This is a genomic window from Streptomyces sp. NPDC001617 (assembly GCF_053596855.1).
The window spans coordinates 61,508-83,771 of record NZ_JBSFHA010000047.1; the positions used below are offsets into that span (position 1 = coordinate 61,508).

21 protein-coding genes are annotated in these 22,264 nt (G+C 70.0%); 9 read left to right on the top strand and 12 right to left on the bottom strand.

From position 1 onward, the window contains the following. Positions 1-73 precede the first annotated feature (73 nt). The 3 genes from ACWC09_RS30645 to ACWC09_RS30655 form a co-directional block, all read right to left on the bottom strand. On the bottom strand, positions 74-673 hold the full coding sequence (locus ACWC09_RS30645) for a GNAT family N-acetyltransferase (protein ID WP_450854151.1): 600 nt from the start codon (positions 671-673) through the stop codon (positions 74-76). A 203-nt stretch (positions 674-876) separates the two neighbouring features. Next, positions 877-1,974 carry a family 2 encapsulin nanocompartment cargo protein polyprenyl transferase gene (locus ACWC09_RS30650; protein ID WP_450854152.1) on the bottom strand — a complete coding sequence of 366 codons (1,098 nt, stop codon included), beginning with the start codon at positions 1,972-1,974 and terminating at the stop codon, positions 877-879. A 113-nt stretch (positions 1,975-2,087) separates the two neighbouring features. Beyond that, on the bottom strand, positions 2,088-3,494 hold the full coding sequence (locus ACWC09_RS30655; RefSeq protein ID WP_450854153.1) for a family 2B encapsulin nanocompartment shell protein: 1,407 nt from the start codon (positions 3,492-3,494) through the stop codon (positions 2,088-2,090). Positions 3,495-3,689: 195 nt separating this feature from the next. On the opposite strand from ACWC09_RS30655, the gene ACWC09_RS30660 reads away from it, so the two are divergent. Next, positions 3,690-4,583 (top strand): 1-aminocyclopropane-1-carboxylate deaminase/D-cysteine desulfhydrase, encoded by an 894-nt coding sequence (locus ACWC09_RS30660; RefSeq protein ID WP_450854154.1) that lies wholly within the window; start codon positions 3,690-3,692, stop codon positions 4,581-4,583. A 170-nt stretch (positions 4,584-4,753) separates the two neighbouring features. Here the strand turns inward: ACWC09_RS30660 and ACWC09_RS30665 are convergent, their stop codons facing one another. Continuing rightward, positions 4,754-6,349 carry a Na+/H+ antiporter gene (locus ACWC09_RS30665; protein WP_450854155.1) on the bottom strand — a complete coding sequence of 532 codons (1,596 nt, stop codon included), beginning with the start codon at positions 6,347-6,349 and terminating at the stop codon, positions 4,754-4,756. A gap of 86 nt (positions 6,350-6,435) precedes the next feature. Here ACWC09_RS30665 and ACWC09_RS30670 point away from each other — a divergent pair, with 86 nt between their 5' ends. The 3 genes from ACWC09_RS30670 to ACWC09_RS30680 all read left to right on the top strand — a co-directional run bounded on the left by ACWC09_RS30670 (position 6,436) and on the right by ACWC09_RS30680 (position 8,525). Then, complete coding sequence (locus ACWC09_RS30670; protein WP_450854156.1) at positions 6,436-6,696, top strand: UBP-type zinc finger domain-containing protein; 261 nt, start codon at positions 6,436-6,438, stop codon at positions 6,694-6,696. 285 nt (positions 6,697-6,981) lie between these two features. Beyond that, a complete protein-coding gene (locus ACWC09_RS30675) occupies positions 6,982-7,398 on the top strand; it encodes an ATP-binding protein (protein ID WP_009190566.1) in 417 nt (138 codons plus the stop codon). Positions 7,399-7,415: 17 nt separating this feature from the next. Continuing rightward, positions 7,416-8,525 carry a SigB/SigF/SigG family RNA polymerase sigma factor gene (locus ACWC09_RS30680; protein ID WP_450854157.1) on the top strand — a complete coding sequence of 370 codons (1,110 nt, stop codon included), beginning with the start codon at positions 7,416-7,418 and terminating at the stop codon, positions 8,523-8,525. Positions 8,526-8,552: 27 nt separating this feature from the next. Here the strand turns inward: ACWC09_RS30680 and ACWC09_RS30685 are convergent, their stop codons facing one another. Continuing rightward, complete coding sequence (locus ACWC09_RS30685) at positions 8,553-9,002, bottom strand: hypothetical protein (protein ID WP_450854158.1); 450 nt, start codon at positions 9,000-9,002, stop codon at positions 8,553-8,555. A gap of 160 nt (positions 9,003-9,162) precedes the next feature. On the opposite strand from ACWC09_RS30685, the gene ACWC09_RS30690 reads away from it, so the two are divergent. Both ACWC09_RS30690 and ACWC09_RS30695 read left to right on the top strand, forming a co-directional pair. After that, positions 9,163-10,131 (top strand): diacylglycerol/lipid kinase family protein, encoded by a 969-nt coding sequence (locus tag ACWC09_RS30690; protein ID WP_450854159.1) that lies wholly within the window; start codon positions 9,163-9,165, stop codon positions 10,129-10,131. 319 nt (positions 10,132-10,450) lie between these two features. Beyond that, the gene (locus tag ACWC09_RS30695) at positions 10,451-10,708 is read left to right on the top strand and encodes a WhiB family transcriptional regulator (RefSeq protein ID WP_006142322.1); all 258 of its coding nucleotides are present in this window, start codon (positions 10,451-10,453) and stop codon (positions 10,706-10,708) included. Between the two features lie 194 nt (positions 10,709-10,902). Here ACWC09_RS30695 and ACWC09_RS30700 read toward each other — a convergent pair whose 3' ends face one another. Together ACWC09_RS30700 and ACWC09_RS30705 are read right to left on the bottom strand one after the other, a co-directional pair. Further along, positions 10,903-12,369, bottom strand: coding sequence for a sensor histidine kinase (locus tag ACWC09_RS30700; RefSeq protein WP_450854170.1), 1,467 nt, complete (start codon positions 12,367-12,369; stop codon positions 10,903-10,905). A 358-nt stretch (positions 12,370-12,727) separates the two neighbouring features. After that, positions 12,728-13,360: a TetR/AcrR family transcriptional regulator gene (locus ACWC09_RS30705; RefSeq protein WP_450854160.1), complete on the bottom strand. Its 633-nt coding sequence runs from the start codon at positions 13,358-13,360 to the stop codon at positions 12,728-12,730. A gap of 97 nt (positions 13,361-13,457) precedes the next feature. Between ACWC09_RS30705 and ACWC09_RS30710 the strand changes: the two genes are divergently transcribed. Further along, positions 13,458-14,210 carry an SDR family oxidoreductase gene (locus ACWC09_RS30710; RefSeq protein WP_450854161.1) on the top strand — a complete coding sequence of 251 codons (753 nt, stop codon included), beginning with the start codon at positions 13,458-13,460 and terminating at the stop codon, positions 14,208-14,210. A 15-nt stretch (positions 14,211-14,225) separates the two neighbouring features. Here ACWC09_RS30710 and ACWC09_RS30715 read toward each other — a convergent pair whose 3' ends face one another. Next, positions 14,226-15,296, bottom strand: coding sequence for an SIS domain-containing protein (locus ACWC09_RS30715; RefSeq protein WP_450854162.1), 1,071 nt, complete (start codon positions 15,294-15,296; stop codon positions 14,226-14,228). A gap of 172 nt (positions 15,297-15,468) precedes the next feature. Between ACWC09_RS30715 and nagB the strand changes: the two genes are divergently transcribed. Further along, on the top strand, positions 15,469-16,254 hold the full coding sequence (gene nagB / locus ACWC09_RS30720) for a glucosamine-6-phosphate deaminase (RefSeq protein WP_450854163.1): 786 nt from the start codon (positions 15,469-15,471) through the stop codon (positions 16,252-16,254). Between the two features lie 67 nt (positions 16,255-16,321). On the opposite strand, the gene ACWC09_RS30725 is transcribed toward nagB, so the two are convergent. The 4 genes from ACWC09_RS30725 to ACWC09_RS30740 form a co-directional block, all read right to left on the bottom strand. Next, entirely contained in the window at positions 16,322-17,887 is a 1,566-nt protein-coding gene (locus ACWC09_RS30725) for a glycoside hydrolase family 3 protein (protein WP_450854164.1), read from the bottom strand. A gap of 9 nt (positions 17,888-17,896) precedes the next feature. Then, a complete protein-coding gene (locus tag ACWC09_RS30730; protein ID WP_450854165.1) occupies positions 17,897-18,760 on the bottom strand; it encodes a carbohydrate ABC transporter permease in 864 nt (287 codons plus the stop codon). After that, positions 18,757-19,746: a carbohydrate ABC transporter permease gene (locus ACWC09_RS30735; protein ID WP_450854166.1), complete on the bottom strand. Its 990-nt coding sequence runs from the start codon at positions 19,744-19,746 to the stop codon at positions 18,757-18,759. The genes ACWC09_RS30730 and ACWC09_RS30735 overlap by 4 nt, the downstream gene beginning before the upstream one ends. 75 nt (positions 19,747-19,821) lie before the next feature. Beyond that, entirely contained in the window at positions 19,822-21,102 is a 1,281-nt protein-coding gene (locus ACWC09_RS30740) for an extracellular solute-binding protein (protein WP_450854167.1), read from the bottom strand. A 306-nt stretch (positions 21,103-21,408) separates the two neighbouring features. On the opposite strand from ACWC09_RS30740, the gene ACWC09_RS30745 reads away from it, so the two are divergent. Next, complete coding sequence (locus ACWC09_RS30745; protein ID WP_450854168.1) at positions 21,409-22,173, top strand: GntR family transcriptional regulator; 765 nt, start codon at positions 21,409-21,411, stop codon at positions 22,171-22,173. The last annotated feature ends 91 nt before the right edge of the window (positions 22,174-22,264 follow it).

A 22,264-nucleotide genomic window follows, 5' to 3' on the forward strand; every position in this document is an offset into this window, starting at 1 on the left:
AAGTCGGTGAGGGTGAAGCCGGCGCCGAACCTCGGCATGCCCGCGCCGTGCGGCCGTGGGCCTGTCCGGGTGCCTAGCGCGTCCGGGGCTCGCGCCACATCGGCCACATGCTCGGGCCGTCGTTCGGGAGGTCGAGGGGGCGGCCGGTGAGCGCGAAGCCGAGGCGCTCGTACAGGGCGCGGCTGCGGGCGTTGCTGGCCTCCAGATAGGCGGGCAGGCCGTCGCGGTCGCAGCGGTCGAGGACGTGCTGGATCAGCGCGGTGCCGAGGCCCTCGCCGTGGCGGTCCGGTGACACGCCGATCATCCACAGGTACTCGTGGGCGCGGCCCGCGGGGTGGATGCCGGCGGTGAGGCGACCGATCAGCTCGACGCGCTCGTTGTCGGGGTCGACGGCGGCACGCAGGTGGGCGGGCCCCTCGTCGTCGGCGTCGTGGGCATCGGCGGGCACCGTCAGCCACAGCGCGCATGCGCTGCCGTCCTCGGTGACGTCGACACGGCCCTCGGCGAGCGCGATCTCCGTGAAGGCGGCCATCATCCTGTGGTGCGTCGTACGGAAGTACTCGTCCCCGGGGAAGACCCAGTTGCTCACCGGATCGTCCCGAAAGGCCTCGTCCAGCAGCCGGACGACCAGCTCGCGATCGCTCTCGTCCGCCGTCCGGATCGCCACGCCCATGCTCGTGCCCCCGCCTCTCAATCGACCTTGATCTCAAGGAGGTTGAGCCTACCTCGCGGGTCCGACACCCGGGCCGGAAAGAAGAGCGGGCGGGGCCCGCACACCGTGGGGATGTGCGGGACCCGCCCTTGCCGGAGCCCTGCGTGGCCGTGCGGGGTCAGGAGCCGCACGGTCGGGCGGGCTCCGGTGTCCTCGGCGTCCGGTCAGCTGCTGCGCCGCGTCACGAACTCCGCCAGCGCCAGCAGTCCGCCCGCCGCCTCCGGGTCGGGGATCGCGTGGGACAGCTCGTGCATCGCCCGGGCCATCCGGTCGGCGGCCTGGACCTGCGCCCAGTCCCGCCCGCCGGCCTCCTCGACGGCCAGCGCCGTCCGCGCGAGTCCCTCGTCGTCCGCTTTCTCGTACGGCACTTCGTACAGCGCCGCCAGTTCCGCCGCCGCCGGTGTGCCCGAGGTCAGGGCGGCGACGACCGGGAGGGACTTCTTACGGACCGCGAGGTCGGCTCCGGCCGGTTTGCCGGTGCGGCGCGGGTCGCCCCATATGCCGATGACGTCGTCGATCAGCTGGAAGGCGAGCCCGGCCTGGCGGCCGAACGCGTCCAGCGCCTCCACGTCCTCCTCCCCGGCCCCCGCGTACAGCGCGCCCAGCGCGCAAGCACAGCCCAGCAGCGCGCCCGTCTTGGCCTCGGCCATGGTGAGCACCTCGTCGAGGGTGACCTCGCCGGGGTGGCGCCGTTCCAGCGCCGTGTCCGAGTGCTGGCCGGCGCACAGCTCGACGACGCAGGCCGCGAGCCGGGCGGTGGCCGCCGTGGCCGCCGGGTGCGGGTCCTCGGCGAGCAGCCCGAGGGCCAGCGCCTGAAGGGCGTCCCCGGCGAGGATCGCGTCCGCGTCGCCGAACACCGTCCAGGCGGTGGGGCGGTGTCGGCGGGTGGTGTCACGGTCCATCACGTCGTCGTGCAGCAGCGTGAAGTTGTGCACCAACTCCACGGCCGCCGCTGCCCGTACGGCCGCCTCACTCGCTCTTGGTCCGCCCAGCGCGGCGGCCGCGGTGAGGACGAGCGCGGGGCGTATCGCCTTGCCCGCGTTGCCCGCCGCCGGTGTGCCGTCCGCGTGCTCCCAGCCGAAGTGGTAGAGCGCGATCCGGCGCATGGATCCGGGCAACGAGTCGATGGCGGTGCGCAGTTCGGGGTCGACCGACGCGCGGGTGCGCTCCAGGATCGCCGCGGCCTCGTGACCGTCGAGTGATGTGGCGGAAGGCGGTGACTCCGCGGGATGCTTCGGCGTCTCCGTCAAGAACTCGGCCATGGGGTCCCCCTCGGTCAGTCCGCGGACGGTGGCGCTCGCGCTCCGGCCGGTCGCATTCGATCGAGGTCTACCCCTCTCGGCGGGCGGGGACACGGCTCCCAGGTGCAGAAACGTCACCTCCAGCGGCCGATCTCGACGTTCTCCAGGACCCCGAGCGCGTCCGGGACCAGGACCGCGGCCGAGTAGTACGCCGTCACCAGGTACTTGATGATCGCCTGTTCGTTGATGCCCATGAAGCGCACGGACAGGCTCGGCTCGATCTCGTCCGGGATGCCGGTCTGCTGCAGGCCGATGACGCCCTGCTCGGCCTCGCCGGTACGCATCGCGATGATCGAGCTGGTCCGGGCCTCGCTGACCGGGATCTTGTTGCACGGGTAGATCGGCACGCCCCGCCAGGTCGGGATGCGGTTGCCGGCCACGTCGATGGTCTCGGGGACCAGGCCGCGCTTGTTGAGTTCACGCCCGATCGCCGAGATCGCGCGCGGGTGCGCCAGCAGGAACTTGGTGCCGCGCCGCCGGCTGAGCAGCTCGTCCAGGTCGTCGGGGCTGGGCACACCGTCGTGCGGCTGCAGCCGCTGGTCGTACTCGCAGTTGTTCAGCAGCCCGAACTCGCGGTTGTTGATCAGCTCGTGCTCCTGGCGCTCCTTCAACGCCTCGACCGTCAGCCTGAGTTGCTGCTCGGTCTGGTTCATGGGCTGGTTGTAGAGGTCGGCCACGCGCGAGTGGATGCGCAGCACGGTCTGGGCGACGCTCAGCTCGTACTCGCGGGGCCTGCTCTCGTAGTCGACGAAGGTGTGCGGGATGTCCGGCTCGCCGGAGTGGCCGGCCGCGAGCTCGATCTCCCGCTCGCCGTATTTGTTGGTGCTCTGCTCGGGGACCGCGCTCTGCCGCTGGAGGTGCTCGCGCAGGGAGTCGGCGCGCTCCGCCACCCGCTCGACGTCCTGGCGGGAGAGGATCAGGACCGTGCACGCGGTGTCCGCGCGGGCCGTGTACTCCCAGATGGCGTCCGGGTCCAGCAGGGCCGACTCGCCGAAGTAGGCGCCGTCCGCGAGGACCCCGAGGACCGCGTCGTCGCCGTACGGGCCCGTGCCGACCTTCTCCACCCTGCCGTGCGCCAGCAGATGGACCTCGGTGGCCCGGCTGCCGAAGGAGGCGATCACCGAACCCGGCGGGAACTCCTGCTGCCGGCAGCGCTGGGCGAGCTCCGCCAGCACCTCCTCGTCCTCGTAGTCGCGCAGGGCGGGCAGTTCGCCCAGTTCGGCGGGGATCACCTCGACCCGGCCGCCGGTCTTCACGAACGTGATACGGCCGTCCCCCACGGCGTACGTCAGTCGCCGGTTCACCCGGTACGTGCCGCCCTGCACATTGACCCAGGGCAGCATGCGCAGCAGCCAGCGGGAGCTGATCTCCTGCATCTGGGGTGCGGACTTGGTCGTGGTGGCCAGGTTCCGCGCGGCGGCCGTGCCGAGACTCTGCTGCGGCTTGCCCTGCTCCGTACGGACCTCTTCGCCTACCGACATAGAGAAATGCCCTCCCGATGATGCGCCGACGCCTGAAAGCGCCGCGCATTGCGATCTGCACGATCAAGCCTTCCTCACGGAGCGTGCCGGTGGTATTACCCGAAAGAGCGGGAATGGATCACCGGACGGGTGGGCAGAGAGAACGACTCTGTACGGTGCGGCGCAGGCTTTTCCGACCGGCGTCACAATGATCCCGTGACCAGCCCCGACACCCTGCACCCCCGCCTCCCCTCCCCCCTGCAGGAAGTGTCGGACCCCCGCTTCGCCCGCCACGGTCTCCGTCTCCTGCTCAAGCGCGACGACCTCATCCATCCGGAGCTGGTCGGCAACAAGTGGCGCAAGCTCGCTCCGAACCTCGAGGCCGCGGCCGGTCGCACCGTCCTCACCTTCGGCGGCGCCTACTCCAACCACCTCCGCGCCACGGCCGCCGCCGGGCGTCTCCTCGGTCTCCCCACCGTCGGTGTGGTCCGCGGCCAGGAACTCGCCGACCGCCCCCTCAACCCCTCCCTGGCCCGGTGCGCCGCCGACGGCATGCGGCTGCACTTCGTCGACAGGTCGACGTACCGCCACAAGACCGCACCCGACACCCTCGCGCGCGTGCTGCGGGCGGCCGGTGCCGAGGGGGCGTATGTCGTCCCGGAGGGCGGGAGCAACTCCGCGGCGGTGCGCGGATGTCAGGCCCTGGGCGAGGAGTTGCGCGGCGAGGCCGACGTCGTCGCCCTCGCCTGCGGAACCGGCGGCACACTGGCCGGTCTGGCCGCCGGAATCGGCCCTGACCAGCGCGCCCTCGGGATACCGGTCCTCAAGGGCGGCTTCCTGACCGCCGGCATAGAGGAGCTGCAGAGGCGCGCCTTCGGCTCCCGGCGCGGCCACTGGTCACTCGACGACCGCTTCCATTTCGGCGGCTACGCGCGCGTGCCTTCCGAACTCGACACCTTCGCCGAGGACTTCGAGCAGCGTCATGGGGTGCTGGTCGAGCGTCTGTATGTCGCCAAGTCGCTGTATGGACTTGTTGCTCTTGCGGAGGAGGGGGCGTTCGTGCGGGGTGCGACCGTGGCCGCCGTGATCACGGGACGGCCGTTTCCGTAGGCGGCCCCGTCGGAACGGCTCCCGCCCGGCTAGCCCTCTCGCACGCCGTCCCCCGTGGACAGAACCTTCAGCCGGCCTTCCGCAGGCCCCGCAGCCCGCCCCTGACGCCGAAACCGTCGGCCCGCCCTCCCACGAGCGAGCCTCCCGCCCTCCCCCGGCCCGAGGACCCCTCACGTCGTCTCCCGGTAAGCCGCCGCCTCCTCCAGGTCCAGCCTGCGCAGCAGTGTTCGCAGCATCTCGTCGTCGATGTAGCGGCCGTCCCGGAGGCGTACGAACACCGCGCGTTCGGCGCCGATCATCTCTCGGGAGAGGCGGCGGTAGGTGTCGTCGACGGACTCACCGGTGACCGGGTTGGTCTGGCCGAGGCGTTCCCAGACGGCGTTGCGGCGGCGTTCCATCACCTGGCGGAGGCGGTCGGCGAGGGGTGGGGGGATGGTGTTGCGTTCGTCGGCGAGGAGTTCGTCGAGGCGCTGTTCGGCGACCCGGGAGGCCTGGGCCTGGGCGTTGGCCTCCGCGAGGGTCTCGGCCTGGGCGTCGCGGGCGGGGAACTTCAGCAGGCGGATCAGCGGGGCCAGGGTGAGGCCCTGCACCACCAGCGTGCCGATGACCGTGGTGAAGGTCAGGAAGAGGATCAGGTTGCGCTGGGGGAAGGGGGCGCCGCCGTGGACCGTGAGGGGGATGGAGAAGGCGATGGCCAGGGACACCACGCCTCGCATCGCCGCCCAGGACGTGACGATCGGGCCTCTCCAGGTGGGGTTCTCCTCGCGTTCCCTGATGTGCGCGAAGAGGAGGCGGGGGACGAAGGTGCCCGGGTAGACCCAGACGAACCTCGCGACCACGACCACCAGGAAGAGGGCGACCGCGTACCAGGCGGCGTCCAAGCCCTCGTACGCCCCGAGGCCTCTGAGGACCACCGGCAGTTGCAGTCCGATCAGCGCGAACACCGCCGATTCGAGGACGAACGCGACCACCTTCCAGACGGCCTCCTCCTGGAGGCGCGTGGCGAAGTCGACCTCGTACGCGCGGTGTCCGATGTAGAGGGCGACGACCACGACCGCGAGGACACCGGAGGCGTGCACCTGCTCGGCGACGGCGTAGGCGACGAAGGGGATCAACAGCGACATGGTGTTCTGGAGGAGGGCCTCCTTCACGTGCGTGCGCAGCCAGTGGATGGGGGCCATGAGGATGAGGCCGACCACCACTCCGCCCACCGCCGCCAGCAGGAACTCGCCGATGCCGCCGATCCAGGACGCGCCCTCGCCGACCGCGGCCGCGACGGCGACCCGGTACGCGGTGATCGCGGTCGCGTCGTTGAGGAGGGACTCGCCCTGCAGGATCGTGGTGATGCGGGAGGGGAGGCCGACTCTGCGAGCCACCGCCGCCGCGGCGACCGCGTCCGTCGGCGCCACCACCGCGCCCAGCGCCAGGGCCGCCGGCAACGGCAGTCCGGGGACGATCAGATAGGCGGCCCAGCCGACCACGAAGGTCGCGAAGAGCACGTAGCCGACCGAGAGCAGGGCCACCGGGCGCATCGAGGCCCGCAGGTCGAGGTACGAGCTCTCGACGCCCTCCTTGTGCAGCAGCGGGGGCAGGACGAGAGGGAGCACGATCTCGGGGTCCAGGGTGTAGTCCGGCATCCCCGGGATCGTCGACACCACCAGCCCCACCGCCACCAGCACCAGCGGCGCCGGCACCGGGGTGCGCCGGGCCGCCGCCGCGATCGCGGTACTGGCCGCCACCAGCAACAGCAGTGGCATCACGTCCATGACCCTCGCCCGCCCTCGTTCATCGCCGTCCGCCCGCCCTCGATTTTCCGCGCGGTCATTCGCGCGCGCGTCGTAACCTGGCAATCATGAAACAGTGCACGCACGCCGACGCGCTGCCTCACCCGGAACCCGAGGCGCTCAACGAGACGTGCCCGGAGTGTCTGCGGGACGGCACGCACCCGGTACAGCTCCGGCTGTGCCTCACCTGCGGCCACGTCGGCTGCTGCGACTCCTCTCCGGGACGGCATGCCACGGAGCACTACAAGGACTCCGGCCATCCGATCATGCGGACGTTCGAGCCCGGCGAGAACTGGCGTTGGTGCTTCGAGGACCACGTACTCGTGTGACCCTGTACATGTGTGACTCTTGAGGACCGGGTGCGGCCGCCGATTGGGACGGTTCGACCGTCTGACGTCTGGGTACGTCAACCCGGCGCGCGTTCTTCCCAATTGGAGCCGCAGACCTCTAGACACGGAGCGTGTCCACAGTTTTACTGTGAGTGACGGCAAGGGGTTGGGGTCCCGGGGACAGGAAAGTTGAGAGCGCGATAGCGTCACCGCTGAACCACACTTCGCGTTACCCCGGGGGGCGACCCTCGGCCCTGAATAGCTTGTACCACCTTGGAGGTGAGGGTGTCCCAGATCGCAGGCGAGCCCGCGGCGAACCAGGACTTCGTGGAAGTCCGGCTGCCGGCAGCGGGTGCCTACCTGTCGGTGCTGCGGACGGCCACGGCCGGCCTCGCGGCCCGTTTGGACTTCACCCTCGACGAGATCGAGGACCTGCGCATCGCGGTGGACGAGGCCTGCGCGATCCTGCTTCAGCAGGCCGTGCCCGGCTCGGTGCTCAGCTGCGTCTTCCGGCTTGTCGACGACTCTCTCGAGGTCACCGTCTCGGCCCCGACCACGGACGGTCACGCCCCCTCGCGGGACACCTTCGCCTGGACCGTCCTGTCCGCTCTCGCGGGCAAGGTCTCCTCCGCCGTGGACGAGGACAAAACCGTTTCGATCAGCCTCTACAAACAGCGCGGCGCGGGACCCGGGCCGGCGTGAGGACAGGGGACGGGCCGGTGCGTGACGAAGAGCGCGGCACACGGGAGCTGCCGGCCGAGGGCACAGGCGGGTCCCGACGCATTGGGGACGCCGTCAATGGCACGGACGGCGCGGCCGGCATCCCCGAGCAGGCCCGGCCGCATCCGGAGGACGAAGCCGACGACACGGCGGCCGGCTTCCTGGACGACGGGCAGCGGGATCGGGAAGGTGCCGCGCCGAGCGCGCCTGAGGACGACCGGAGCGGGGCCACCACCCCGGGCCGGCCGCAGGCGAGGGCTCGGCGAAGGACAACGGGCGGGACGATGAGCGAGCACGAGCGAGACGATCAGCAGGGCGGCGCGCAGAGCGTGCAGCAGGCCACGCAGCACGACGCACAGGACCGCAGCGGGGCCCGCGCGATGTTCGTCGAGCTGCGGGGGCTGAAGGACGGCAGCGCCGAGTACGCGGAACTGCGCAACAGGCTGGTCCGTATGCACCTGCCGCTGGTCGAGCACCTCGCGCGCCGCTTCCGCAACCGCGGCGAGCCGCTGGACGACCTCACCCAGGTCGCCACCATCGGCCTGATCAAGTCGGTCGACCGCTTCGACCCGGACCGCGGTGTCGAGTTCTCGACGTACGCGACCCCGACGGTCGTCGGCGAGATCAAGCGCCACTTCCGCGACAAGGGCTGGGCGGTGCGCGTCCCGCGCAGGCTCCAGGAGCTGCGCCTCGCGCTCACCACGGCGACCGCGGAGCTCTCGCAGCAGCACGGCCGCTCCCCCACGGTCCACGAACTCGCCGAGAAGCTCGCCATCTCGGAGGAGGAGGTCCTGGAGGGCCTGGAGTCGGCCAACGCGTACTCCACGCTGTCCCTGGACGTCCCCGACACGGACGACGAGTCCCCGGCGGTCGCGGACACCCTGGGCGCCGAGGACGAGGCCCTGGAGGGCGTCGAGTACCGCGAGTCCCTCAAGCCCCTCCTCGAGGACCTCCCGCCGCGCGAGAAGCGGATCCTGTTGCTGCGCTTCTTCGGCAACATGACCCAGTCGCAGATCGCCCAGGAGGTCGGCATCTCCCAGATGCACGTCTCCCGCCTGCTGGCCCGAACCCTGGCCCAGCTGCGGGAGAAGCTCCTGGTCGAGGAGTAGTCCTACGGCGGCTTCGGCCTCGTACGCCTACTGCTTCCCGTCCTGCGCACGGCCCGGACCCTTGATGCCGAGGGCCTGGGTCGTGGCCGGATTGACCAGCAGGACGAGGGACGCGACGGCGACGACCGCCAGCGCGATGCCCGCCGGGATGGCCACGCTGTCGGCCTGCAGCAGGTTGTAGGCCACCGGCAGCGCCATGATCTGCGTGATCACGGCCGGGCCCCGGCTCCAGCTCTTCTGTGCCAGCAGCCCGCGTGCGGCGAGCAGCGGGAGCAGGGCGAGGACGATCAGCGTGATGCCGCCGGTGACGGCGGAGCCGCGGTCGTCCGGATCGCCCGCGAGACCCTCCACGAGCATCCAGACGCCCCCGGCGAACAGCGCCAGGCCCTCCAGCGCGGCGAGCGCGGCCGCGTAGGTCAGGCGGCGCGGGCGGGGGCCGGTGTCTTCCTCGGTGGCGGGGGTCTGCTCACTGGTCACCCCTGAAGGGTAGCCCTGGGGACGGGACGGCCGATCCGGGGGACGCGGGGCCTCGCGGCAAGGTTGAGAGCGACCCTCGTGGTGAGACTCACGCCCCGCCTCTTACCTGATCCACACCTCGGCCTGTGCCCGGTACCCCCCAGTAGGTACGCTGCAACTCATGCGTGCACTTCTCGTTGTCAACCCGGCAGCCACCACCACAAGCGCACGTACGCGCGATGTGCTGATCCACGCGCTCGCGAGCGAGATGAAGCTCGAGGCGGTCACCACCGAATACCGCGGCCACGCGCGTGACCTGGGCCGGCAGGCGGCCGACAGCGAGGACATCGACCTGGTCGTGGCCCTCGGCGGCGACGGCACGGTCAACGAGGTGGTCAACGGCCTGCTGCACGCGGGCCCCAACCCGGAGGGCCTCCCCCGCCTCGCCGTCGTCCCCGGCGGCTCCACCAACGTCTTCGCCCGCGCCCTGGGCCTGCCCAACGACGCCGTCGAGGCGACCGGCGCCCTGCTCAGCGCCCTGAGCGAGGGCAGCGAACGCACGGTCGGCATGGGCCTCGCGGCGGGCACGCCGGGCACCGAGGACGAGGCGGTGCCGGAGCGGTGGTTCACGTTCTGCGCGGGCCTGGGCTTCGACGCGGGCGTGGTCGGGCGGGTCGAGCAGCAGCGCGAGCAGGGCAAGAAATCCACGCACGCCCTTTATCTGCGCCAGGTGGCACGCCAGTTCCTGCAGGAGCCCAACAAGCGCCACGGCTCCATCACGCTGGAACGGCCCGGCCAGGAACCGGTGACCGATCTGGTGCTGTCCATAATCTGCAACACCTCGCCGTGGACGTATCTGGGCAATCGTCCGGTGTACGCGACGCCTAAGGCCTCGTTCGATACCGGGCTCGACGTACTCGCTCTCAGCCGTATGTCCACGGTCCTGGCCGCCCGATATGCCACACAGTTGCTCACTTCGTCCCCCGAGCGCGGCCCTCAGGGCAAGCATGCGGTGACCCTGCACGACCTGGACCAGTTCACCTTGCATTCGAAGGCCCCCCTCCCCCTTCAGATGGACGGCGACCACCTCGGACTGCGTACCAGCGTGACGTTCACAGGCGTACGCCGTGCACTGCGTGTGATTGTGTGAGCAGAAAGGGCTGAAGTCCTTTCACTCGAACGTTTAGGCCAGGATCCACCCCATGGAAGTACGGCTGTGATGTAGTCGACACCGAGGAATCAAAAAAAACTTTCCGGTAGGGGTTGTATCCGCCGCTGAGGTTTGCGAGTCTCTACGTGGCGGTCGGGACAGCCCGCAACACCAGCGTCCACAGACCACCGGAACCCCTCTTCGAATCACAGGACCTCGCCAGGGAAACTGGCTGGTGGCCCTTCACTTGTTGAGGGATTCGTGAAAGCGTTCACATTCACAAGCAACTTGCACGTAATACCAAGGAGAGGTAGCAGCCATGGACTGGCGTCACAACGCCGTTTGCCGCGAGGAAGACCCCGAGCTCTTCTTCCCCATCGGCAACACCGGTCCTGCGCTGCTGCAGATCGAGGAAGCCAAGGCCGTCTGCCGTCGCTGCCCCGTCATGGATCAGTGTCTGCAGTGGGCGCTCGAGTCCGGCCAGGACTCCGGCGTCTGGGGTGGTCTCAGCGAGGACGAGCGTCGCGCCATGAAGCGCCGTGCCGCCCGCAACCGTGCCCGTCAGGCCTCCGCCTGACACACCCGCCCCACCCAAGCCTGAGCTTGGCGGCGCGTACAGCGAGTACGCATCTCCCGCCCCCGAGCCGCAGCGCGCAGTGCCCCCGGTGCGCCTAGCAATAGAGCAGCAACGAGCGAGTGGCCCCGGATCTTCGGATCCGGGGCTCTTTGCTGTCCCGGGACTCCTGCCGTGCGCACCACGGCTGTCGGGGGCTACTTGTGGGCGCGCACCGGTACGTCCAGGATGACCCGGGTCCCCCGCTCCGGCGCCGGCACCATGTCGAACGCGCCGCCCAACTCCCCTTCCACCAGCGTCCGTACGATCTGCAGACCGAGGTTGCCGTCGGTGTGCGGGTCGAAGCCCTCGGGCAGGCCGACGCCGTCGTCCTGGACGGTGACGAGCAGGCGGGCCTCCTTGGTCGTGCCGCCACGGACGGCCGAGACCTCGACCGTGCCGGTGTCGCCCTCGCGGAAGCCGTGTTCGAGGGCGTTCTGCAGGATCTCGGTCAGGACCATGGAGAGCGGGGTGGCGACCTCGGCGTCGAGGATGCCGAAGCGGCCGCTGCGCCGGCCGGTGACCTTGCCGGGCGAGATCTCGGCGACCATGGCCAGCACCCGGTCGGCGATCTCGTCGAACTCCACCCGCTCGTCCAGGTTCTGGGAGAGCGTCTCGTGCACGATCGCGATCGAGCCGACCCGCCGTACCGCCTCTTCGAGGGCCTCGCGGCCGCGCTCGGAGTCGATGCGGCGGGCCTGGAGGCGCAGCAGGGCGGCGACCGTCTGGAGGTTGTTCTTCACCCGGTGGTGGATCTCCCGGATGGTCGCGTCCTTGGTGATCAACTCGCGCTCGCGGCGCCGGAGTTCGGTGACGTCACGGAGCAGGACGAGTGAACCGATGCGGGTGCCCTTGGGTTTGAGGGGGATCGCGCGGAACTGGATGACCCCGTCGTGCGCCTCGATCTCGAACTCGCGGGGTGCCCAGCCGCTGGCCACCTTGGCGAGCGCCTCGTCCACCGGCCCACGGGTCGGGGCGAGTTCGGCGGTGGTCTTGCCGAGGTGCTGGCCGACCAGGTCGGAGGCGAGGCCCATGCGGTGGTAGGCGGAGAGCGCGTTCGGGGAGGCGTACTGGACGATGCCGTCGGCGTCCAGGCGGATCAGGCCGTCGCCGACGCGCGGGGCGGCGTCCATGTCCATCTGCTGGTTCGCGAACGGGAAGGCGCCGGCCGCGATCATCTGCGCGAGGTCCGAGGCGCTCTGGAGGTACGTCAGCTCCAGGCGGCTGGGCGTGCGCACGGTCAGCAGATTGGTGTTGCGCGCGATGACACCGAGGACGCGCCCCTCCCGCCGTACCGGAATCGACTCGACCCGGACCGGCACCTCCTCGCGCCACTCGGGGTCGCCCTCACGCACGATCCGGCCCTCGTCGTGCGCCGCGTCCAGCATGGGGCGGCGGCCGCGCGGGACGAGGTGGCCGACCATGTCGTCCTGGTAGGAGGTCGGGCCGGTGTTCGGCCGCATCTGGGCGACGGACACATACCGGGTGCCGTCACTCGTGGGCACCCACAGGACCAGGTCGGCGAAGGAGAGGTCGGAGAGCAGTTGCCACTCCGAGACCAGCAGATGGAGCCACTCGAGGTCGGAGTCGTCGAGGGCGGTGTGCTGGCGGACCAGTTCGTTCATGGAGGGCACGTGTGCGAGCGTACCTGGCGGTATGTGGGTGGCCTAAAAACACCCGCGGGCCGCGGCGCCTGAGAGGGACCCTCAACCCTCTCGGCACCGCAGCCCGGAGCAAAATCGGCCGCGGGGTGTGCGGTCCCGGTATCGGCCGAAGGTTGAGGAGCCGGGGCAGTCAGGGCAGAGAGCTCCGGTTCCTCGGTCCGCCTTCCTGTGCGGGGAAGACGGAAGTCTCTCCTTCAATTGTGGACTAGACCACTACGCGTGTCCATGCGTTGGAGCCTGTTGGTTGTTGTTATTTCCCGACCGGTCTCCAACTGCTCGGACGCCCTAGCATCCACCACGCAGCCTAACCCGTGTGGGTTCATGTGCGGGGCCAGATGGACATGGCAATTTCCGCGAGCGCTTCCAGTTCCTCCCGACTCGCCCCGTCCCGCGCCTGTTGCGACATGCCCTGGATGACCGCCCCGGTGTGCCGGGCGAGGGCGCGGACGTCGGTGCCGGCCGGCAGCTCCCCCGCCGCGACGTCGGCCCGGATACGACTCTCGAAGGCGGCGATGTTGGCGTTGCGCCGCTCGCGCAGGGACTCCTCGACCTCGGGGCTGGTGCAGTTGGTGGCCGCGTGGATGACGAGGCAGCCGTGCGGCCGGCCCGGCGCCGTGTACTCGGCGGCGGCCTCGCACAGCGTGCGCCGCACGGCCGCGCGGGCGGTGGGCTCCTCGGCGAGGGCGCGCTCGGTGAAGGAGCCGTAGCGGGCGCCGTAGACGGTCACGACCTCGTCGAACAGGGCCCGCTTGTCGCCGAAGGCCGCGTACAGGCTCGGCGCCCCGATGCCCATGACGCGGGTGAGATCGGAGACGGAGGTCGCCTCGTAGCCGTGCTCCCAGAACGCCATGACGGCCTTCTCCAGCGCGGTCTCGCGGTCGAAGGAACGGGGGCGGCCGCGGGGTTTGGATGCGGGTGCGGCCTTGGTCTTCGTGTCCTCGCTGCCCACCATGGAGTGAATTGTATAAGGGACGCTAGAGAAATGTCGGCGGGTCGCTGTACGGTCTTTTTGTAGCGACCGCTAGGGAATGAGCGAAGGGGGCGCCGGTATGGGCGTGCTTGCGGGCAGGACGGCACTCGTCACGGGGGCGAGCAGGGGCATCGGGCGAGGGATCGCCGAGCGGCTGGGGCGCGACGGCGCGCGAGTGGCGGTGCATTACGGGACGAACGAGTCGGCGGCGAAGGAGACGGTGGCCGCGATCGAGACGGCCGGCGGCTCGGCCTTCGCGATCGGTGTGGAGCTGGGGCGCCCGGGGGACGCGGAGGCCCTGTGGGAGGAGTTCGACCGGCATGCGGACGGGCTGGACATCCTGGTGAACAACGCCGGTATCGGGAAGGCGTCGTCGATCGAGGAGATGGCCGAGGAGGAGTACGACAGGGTCTTCGCGGTGAATGTGAAGGCGCCGTTCTTCATCGTCAAGCAGGGCGTGGCGCGGCTGCGGGACGGGGGCCGGGTCGTCAACATCTCGTCAGGACTGACCCGGACCGCCGCGATGCCGCACAACATGGCCTACACGATGACCAAGGGCGCGCTCGACATCCTCTCCCGCGACCTGTCCAAGGTGCTGGGCCCACGGGGCATCACCGTGAACTCGGTCGCACCGGGCCTCATCGACACGGACAACACGGCCGAGCTGCTGCACGGGAGTCCGGACGGCTGGGCCCGGGCGGCAGCGTTCTCCGCGCTGGGCCGGGTGGGCGAGTCCGCCGACGTCGCGGACGTGGTGGCGTTCCTCGCGTCGGACGCGGGGCGGTGGGTGACGGGGAGCTGGGTGGATGCGACGGGAGGTTCGCTGACGTAGGCCTCCCGGCCGGGCTCAGTGGGTCTCCGTCACCTTGGCCAGGGCGCGGGGTGCGTCGGGGTCCTGGCCGCGGGCGATGGTGACCTCGTAGGCCAGGAGCTGGAGGGGGATGATCTCCAGGATCGGCTGGACCTCCTCGGCCACGCCCTCGGTGGGCAGGACGAAGCCGGCCGAGGCCTGCTCGACCTGGTGCGCGGGGCCGACGACGAACAGGTCGGCGCCCCGGCCGCGCAGCCGGTCGAGGACGGGCTGGAGGGCCTCGCCGCCCTTGCCGTCGGTGACGACCGCGATGACCGGGGAGACGTTGTCGACCATGGCGAGCGGGCCGTGCAGGAGGTCGGCGCCGGAGTACGAGAGGGCCGGGATGTAGCTGGTCTCCATCAGCTTGAGGGCGGCTTCCTTGGCCGTGGGATAGCCGTAGCCGCGGGAGGTGATGACCATGCGCTCGGCGAAGCGGTAGCGGGCGGCGAGGGCGCGGACCTCGTCCTGCCGGGCGAGCAGCTGCTCGGCGAGGTCGGGAAGCGGCTTGGCGGGGGCGCCGTCGCCGCCGCGCAGTCCTTCGACGAAGAGGTACAGGGCGAGGAGGGAGGCCGTATAGGTCTTGGTCGCGGGGAGGGCCCTCTCCGGGCCGGCCATGACGTCGACGTGGTACTCGGAGACACCGGCCAGCGGTGAGTCGGGGTTGTTGGTGACGGCGAGGGTGATCGCGCCGGCCTCGCGGGCGGCGCGGGTCGAGGCGACCAGGTCCGGGGAACCGCCGGACTGGCTGACGGTGATCACCAGGACGTCGGTGAGGTCGGGGCGGGCGCCGTAGGCCGTGGTGGTGGACATCGAGGTCAGGCCGCAAGGGAGGCCGAGGCGGATCTCCAGGAGGTACTTGGCGTAGAGCGCGGCGTTGTCGGAGGTGCCGCGCGCGGTGAGGAGGACGAAGCGGGGGTTGCGGGCGGCGATGTCCTGGGCGACCTGCCGGATGGCCGGGGCGCCCTCATCCAGGAGGCGGCGCAGCACGGCGGGCTGCTCGGCCATCTCGCGGGCCATGATCCGGCCGGGGACGTCGCGTTGGGGGTCCGGTGCAGTGGCGGTCATGGCCCCCATTTCACTCCCCCGCGGCGAACGGCGCCTGTCTTCCGCATGGAATCGGGGTGCCGCTCTTTCACCTGGGCCACAGGGGTCAACTCTGTTAGATTGGTCTAAACCACACGGTCCACCCCCCACACCCCACACAGCCCACACAGCCCTTCAGAACGGCAGGCCCAGCGTGGAAGTTGTCATCGTTCCGGACGCCAGGTCGGGCGGCGAGCTCATCGCCGAGGCCATGGCACGGCTCCTGCGGCGCAAGCCCGACGCGTTGCTCGGCGTGGCGACCGGCTCGACGCCGCTGCCCATCTACGAGGCCCTGGCGGCCAAGGTGCGGTCGGGGGCGGTGGATGCCTCGCGGGCCCGCGTCGCCCAGCTCGACGAGTATGTGGGCCTGCCGGCCGAGCATCCGGAGTCGTACCGGTCCGTGGTGCGGCGGGAGGTGTTGGAGCCGCTGGGGATCGGGATGGACGCGTTCATGGGGCCGGACGGGACGGCCGAGGACGTGCAGTTGGCGTGCACGGCGTACGACAGCGCGTTGGCCGAGGCCGGTGGGGTCGATCTGCAGTTGCTCGGGATCGGGACGGACGGGCACATCGGGTTCAACGAGCCGTGTTCCTCGCTGGCCTCGCGGACTCGGATCAAAACCTTGACCGAGCAGACGCGGGTGGACAACGCGCGGTTCTTCGACGGGGACATCTCGCAGGTGCCGCACCATGTGATCACTCAGGGGATAGGGACGATCCTCGAGGCGCGCCATCTGGTCCTGCTCGCCACGGGTGAGGGCAAGGCCGACGCGGTGGCGGCGACCGTGGAGGGGCCGTTGGCCGCGGTGTGCCCTGCCTCGGCGCTGCAGTTGCATCCGCATGCGACGGTTGTGGTCGACGAGGGGGCCGCGTCCAAGCTGAAGTTGGCGGACTACTTCCGGCACACGTTCGCCAACAAGCCGGACTGGCAGGGGATCTGAGCAGCTCACGTCGAAGGCGCCGATCCCTGGGGATCGGCGCCTTCTGCTGTCCGGAAGGAAAGACTTCTCAGCGGGTTCCCGCGATGACCTCCGCCGCAGCCCTGCCGCACACCCTGGCCGCGCCGTGGGTGGCGATGTGGAGGGCGCCTCGTGGGGGTGCCTGGGGGAGGCCCATTTCGACGACGATCGTGTCGGGGCGGGTGCGGAGGATGGTGTCGAGGGCCGTGGCCATCCAGGGGTGGCGGTGTTCGTCGCGGACGACGGCCACGATGCGGCGGCGGCCGGCCGCGGCCAGGGCCGCGAGGCCCGCGGAGTCGCCGGTGAAGGTGCCCGTCTCCGTGCCGGGGAGGAGCCGGAAGAGTTCCGCCGCCACGCCCCAGGGCGTCTCGTCGCCGACCGCGAAGTTCGGGACCGGGTTCAAGGCGGCGACGTAGGGCGGGTCGGCGAGGGGGGTGAAGCCGTCGAGACGAGCGCGGTCCGTGCCCGTGCCCCGCAGTTCGACGCCTCCCGCGCCGGTGAGGCGCAGCGCACGGCGTGCCGCGCTCAGGCCCACTTCACCGTCGGGCACCCCGTCCGGCACGCCCGCCGCCTGGGCCGCCCTCGCCTCCGATGTCCATCGCGCCAGCGCCCGCACCCGTTCCGCCGCGTCCGCCAGCCGTTCCTCGGGGAGCTCGCCCGCGCGCACCGCCGCGACCAGGGCGTCGCGCAGGCGCCGTACCGTGTCGTCGTCCGAGAGGCCGCCGCCCACGCAGATCGCGTCGGCGCCGGCGGCGATCGCGAGGACGCTGCCCCGCTCGATGCCGTAGGTGCCGGCGATGGCCTGCATCTCCATGCCGTCGGTGACGATCAGGCCGTCGTAGCCGAGTTCGCCGCGCAGCAACTCCGTGAGCACTCCACGTGACAGCGTTGCCGGGCGGTCGGTGTCGAGGGCCGGGACCAGGATGTGCGCGGTCATGATGGCGAGTGTGCCGGCGGTGATGGCCGCGCGGAACGGGGCCAGTTCACGTTCCGCGAGGATCTCCGCGGGTGCGTCGATGCGCGGGAGCGCGTGGTGGGAGTCGACCGCCGTGTCGCCGTGGCCCGGGAAGTGTTTGGTGCAGGCCGCGACGCCGGCGGACTGGAGGCCGTTGACGTAGGCCGCGGTGTGGCGGCCCACCAGGGCCGGGTCGGCGCCGAAGGAGCGTACGCCGATGACCGGGTTGGACGGGTTGGAGTTCACGTCGGCGGACGGGGCCCAGTTGAGGTTCACTCCGCAGGCCGCGAGGCGGCGGCCCAGTTCGGCGGCGACCTCCCGGGTCAGCGAGACGTCGTCGACCGCGCCCAGCGCGTTGTTGCCGGGGAAGGAGGATCCGGTGCGCACCTCCAGGCGGGTGACGTCGCCGCCCTCCTCGTCGATGGCGACCAGGACGTCGTCCCGTTCGGCGCGCAACTGGGCGGTGAGGGCTGTCAGTTGTTCAGGGGTGGCGATGTTGCGGCCGAAGAGGCCGACCGCGGCGAGGCCCTCGCCGAGGCGGCGGAGGACCCAGTCGGGGGCCGTGGTGCCGGTGAAGCCCGGTTGCAGGACCGTGAGCGCGTCGCGGGTCAACCTGTCCTTTGCATTGGACGCAGTGGTGCCGCTGGCGAATGTCGTCATCGGGTGGCGTTATCCCTTCACTGCGCCGGCGGTCAGGCCCGCGGCCATCTTGCGCTGGACGAGGAGGAACAGGACGACGATCGGCACGGCCATCAGCGTGGCTCCGGCCATCATCGGGGCGTATTCGGTGCCGTGCTTGGTGGTGAAGTTGCCGAGCCAGACGGTCGCCGTCTGGTGCTCCTGGCTGAGCAGCATGAGGGCGTAGATGTACTCGTTCCAGGCCTGGATGAAGGCGTAGACCGAGGTGGCGACCATGCCGGGGGCCAGCAGCGGGAAGACCACGCGGATGAAGGCGCCGGTGCGGGAGCAGCCGTCGACCATCGCCGCCTCCTCCAGCTCCTTGGGGATGTTGACGATGAAGCCCCGCAGCGTCCACACCGTGAAGGGGAGGATGAAGGTCAGGTACGTGATGATCAGGCCGGAGAGCTTGTCGTACTGGTGCAGGTCGTTGAGGAGCAGGAAGACCGGGATGATCATGGCGACCAGCGGGACCATCTGAACCGCCAGGATGCCGACGATCACGACCTTGCGGCCCCGGAAGGCGAACCTGGAGATGGCGAGCGCCGCCAGCAGGCCGACGACGATGCCGATCACCACGACCGACAGCGAGACGATCAGGCTGCGGCCGACCGGGCCCCAGAAGTCCGCGATCGCCAGCGCCCGGCGGAAGTTGTCGAGCGTGAAGCCGGTCGGGAACAGGCTCGGGTCGGGGTCGATGGTGTCCTTGGCCGGCTTGATGGCCGTGTTGAGCATCCAGTAGACGGGAAAGCCGGCGGTGAGGAAGACAAGGAGGCCGAGGATGTTCCAGCCGGCCTTCGACTTCCGGGGCCGGCCGGTGGCGGACGGGGTCCGCCCGGTGGTGATCGCGCTCATTCGACCTCTCCGATCTTCAGCATCTGCCGCATGTACACCGCGACCACACCGAGCAGCAGCACCACGGTGATCAGGGCGATCGCCGAGCCCTGCGCGTAGTCGTTGACCTCGAAGGCGCGTTGGTAGGAGTAGGTGGTCAGGAGCTGGAACTCCGCCTCGGGATGGCCGTCGCGCATCACGAAGACCTGGGGGAAGACGCCCATGTCCCAGATGACCGACAGGGTCGTGAGCATCACGATGATCGGCTTGAGGATGGGCAGGGTGACATAACGGAAGACGCCCCAGGGGCCCGCGCCGTCCAGCCGGGCGGCCTCCTCCAACTCGGCGGGGACCTGGGTGAGTCCCGCGCTGAGGGTGATGACGACGAAGGGGACGGCTCCCCAGACGACCAGCAGCATGATGACGGCGAGGCCCTGCGGACCGCTCGCGAACCAGTTGTGGCCGATCAGGTCCACGCCGGGCAGCTTGCTGAGCAGCGCGTTGAGGATGCCGTAGTCGGCGTCGAACAGCCACTTGAAGACCGTGGTGGCGACGATGATCGGCATGCCCCAGCTGGCCACCAGCGCGATGTTGATCAGCGTCTTCACCCAGCCGGAGACCCGCTGCAGGAGCAGGGCGATCAGCATGCCCAGCACCATGGTGAGGATGACCGCCCCGGCGGCGAAGAGGATCGTGCGCAGCACGACCTGCCAGAACTCGCCGTCGCCCAGCACCCCGGTGAAGTTGTCGAACCCGACCCACTCGGCCGGCTGGAAGCCCCACAGCTGGGACTGACCGAACTTCTGGAAGGACAGGGTGACCAGGCGGACCAGCGGATAGCCCATGACCAGGCCGAGGACCAGCAGACAGGGGGCGAGCAGCAGCCACGGGATGGCCGCGCCCCCCGAAGTCCCGCTTCTGCGCGGCTTGTTCGGGGCGGCCGGTGGTGGCGGCGCCTGCCGCGGCGGCGGCACCTTGGCGGGGGTGGTGGTGTCTGCGGCACTCATCGCGCGCTCCTCAGCGGTCCCTCAGGTCGTACGGGAAGCAGGGCTCTGCCGATGCAACAGAGCCCTGCTCTCAGGTCACTTGGTGTTGATGACCTTGTCGATCGCGGCGTCCGCTTCCTTCGCGGCGGCCGCCACCGACTCCTTGCCGGTGCCGATGTTCTGCAGCATGGTCTGCAGGATCTGGGCCTTCTCGACCTGGCCCCAGCCGGGCGCCATCGGGACGAACCAGTTGGACTCGGCCGCGGTGGCCGGGACCGCCGTCGCGGGGTCGTTCTTCAGGGTCGCGAGGTCGGTCTTGTTGTTGGGCAGGTTGCCCTTGGCCATCAGGCCCTTCTGGCCGGAGGGGCCGGTGAAAGCGTTGATCCACTCGGCGGCGACGCCCTGCGCCTTGGACTTGACCGGGATGGCGAGGTCCGAACCGCCCAGGAAGACCGGCATGTTCTTGCCGGACGGACCCGGCATCACGAAGTTCTCGAGGTTGTCCTTGAGCTTGCCGGTCTTGTCGTTCTTCGGGTCGGCGGAGGTCGCGCCCTCCCAGGCGGCACCGAAGATCATGCCGGACTTGCCCTGGCCGTAGACGATGTAGCGGTCGGACTCGTCCTTGGTCTTGTCACCGTGCATGTACGTGTCGATGACCGTCTTGAAGTCGGTGAGGCCCTTGATGGACTCCGCCGAGGAGAGGTTGCCCTTCCACTGGCCGCCCGACTCGGTCGCGATGGAGCCGCCGGCGTCGTAGACGTAGGACATGGCCGCGTACCAGTCACGGGTGGGCTGGTACCAGGCGGAGAACTTGCTGCCCTCCTTCTTCTGCACCTTGTCCAGGTCGGAGAGGAGCGCGGCGTACGTCTTCGGCGGGGTCTTGGCACCGACCGAGGCGAACAGGTCCTTGCGCCAGTTGGCGACACGGCCACCGGCGTAGTACGGGACGCCGTAGGTCTTGCCCTGGTAGGTCACGGAGGCCTTGAGGCCGTCGAGCCAGGCGGAGGAGTTGGTGAACTTCGAGGCGTCCACGGGGGCGAAGGCGCCCTTGACCATGTAGCTCAGCATCTCGGTGTTGCCCATCTCGACCACGTCCGGCGCCTTGTCGGTGGCGAGGACCGCGTCGAGCTTGGTGTTCTTGTCCGGCCAGCCGTAGTACTCGTGCTTGATCTTGATGCCGGGGTGTGCCTTCTGGACGGCCGCGTCGGCCGCCTTCACCAGGTTCGGCCAGTTGTTCTGGGCGTCCACGGTCAGCCAGACCGTCAGCTCCTTGGCGTCGGTGCCCCCGCCCGACGAACCCTTGTCGTTGCCCCCGCACGCCGCGATGGAGACCATCATGCCCGCGATACCGATCGCGGCTATGAGCTTGCGCTTCACGCCACCCTCCTCAGGGATGCCCACACCTCCCCGCTCATGCGCCGGGACCTGAACCAATGGTGTAGACCAGTAGGGGGAGCTTGGACCAGACCACGAGACCTGTCAAGAGTTGTCGAAACGGCCCTGACCAGCTGTTATGCGACCTACATATGCAGGAACCTTTAAGTAAGAAACCAGCGAAATCAGCGACGCCGGAGTAATCTCGTCCGCTAGACCACTTGGCCCCGTGGACTAGACCAACACAAGCGGCGACGGTATACAGAAGGATCACGAAGTGACCCGCATCCGGAGCCGGGAAGGCAGAGCATGAGCAGCGACGTCAACAGTGCGGAGAACGAGGGCGGCGCAGGCGTCCGTACCGCGCGCGTCCCCAAGTACTACCGCCTGAAGAAGCACCTGCTCGACATGACGGAGACACAGTCGCCCGGCACACCGGTACCGCCCGAGCGCACCCTCGCCACCGAGTTCGACACCTCCCGCACGACGGTGCGCCAGGCGCTCCAGGAGCTGGTCGTCGAGGGCCGCCTCGAACGCATCCAGGGCAAGGGCACCTTCGTCGCCAAGCCGAAGGTCTCGCAGGCGCTGCAACTCACCTCGTACACCGAGGACATGCGCGCCCAGGGCCTCGAACCCACCTCGCAGCTCCTGGACATCGGCTACATCACCGCCGACGACCGCCTCGCCGAGCTCCTCGACATCACCGCCGGCGGCCGGGTGCTGCGCATCGAGCGCCTGCGCATGGCCAACGCCGAGCCGATGGCCATCGAGACGACCCACCTCAGCGCCAAGCGCTTCCCGGCCCTGCGCAGGTCACTCGTCAAGTACACGTCCCTCTACACCGCCCTCGCCGAGGTCTACGACGTCCATCTCGCCGAGGCCGAGGAGACCATCGAGACCTCGCTGGCCACCCCACGCGAGGCCGGCCTGCTCGGCACCGACGTGGGCCTGCCGATGCTGATGCTGTCCCGCCACTCCTTCGACAAGACCGGGGAGCCGGTGGAGTGGGTGCGGTCGGTGTACCGGGGGGACCGGTACAAGTTCGTGGCCCGGCTGAAGCGGCCTCAGGACTAGTAGTGCTTCGTTAGGTTCTGGTTCTGCCGGTTTTGAGGGGGCGGCCGCAGGTGCTGCAGGTGCCGGTCCAGCACCTCAGCAAGTCTTGTAG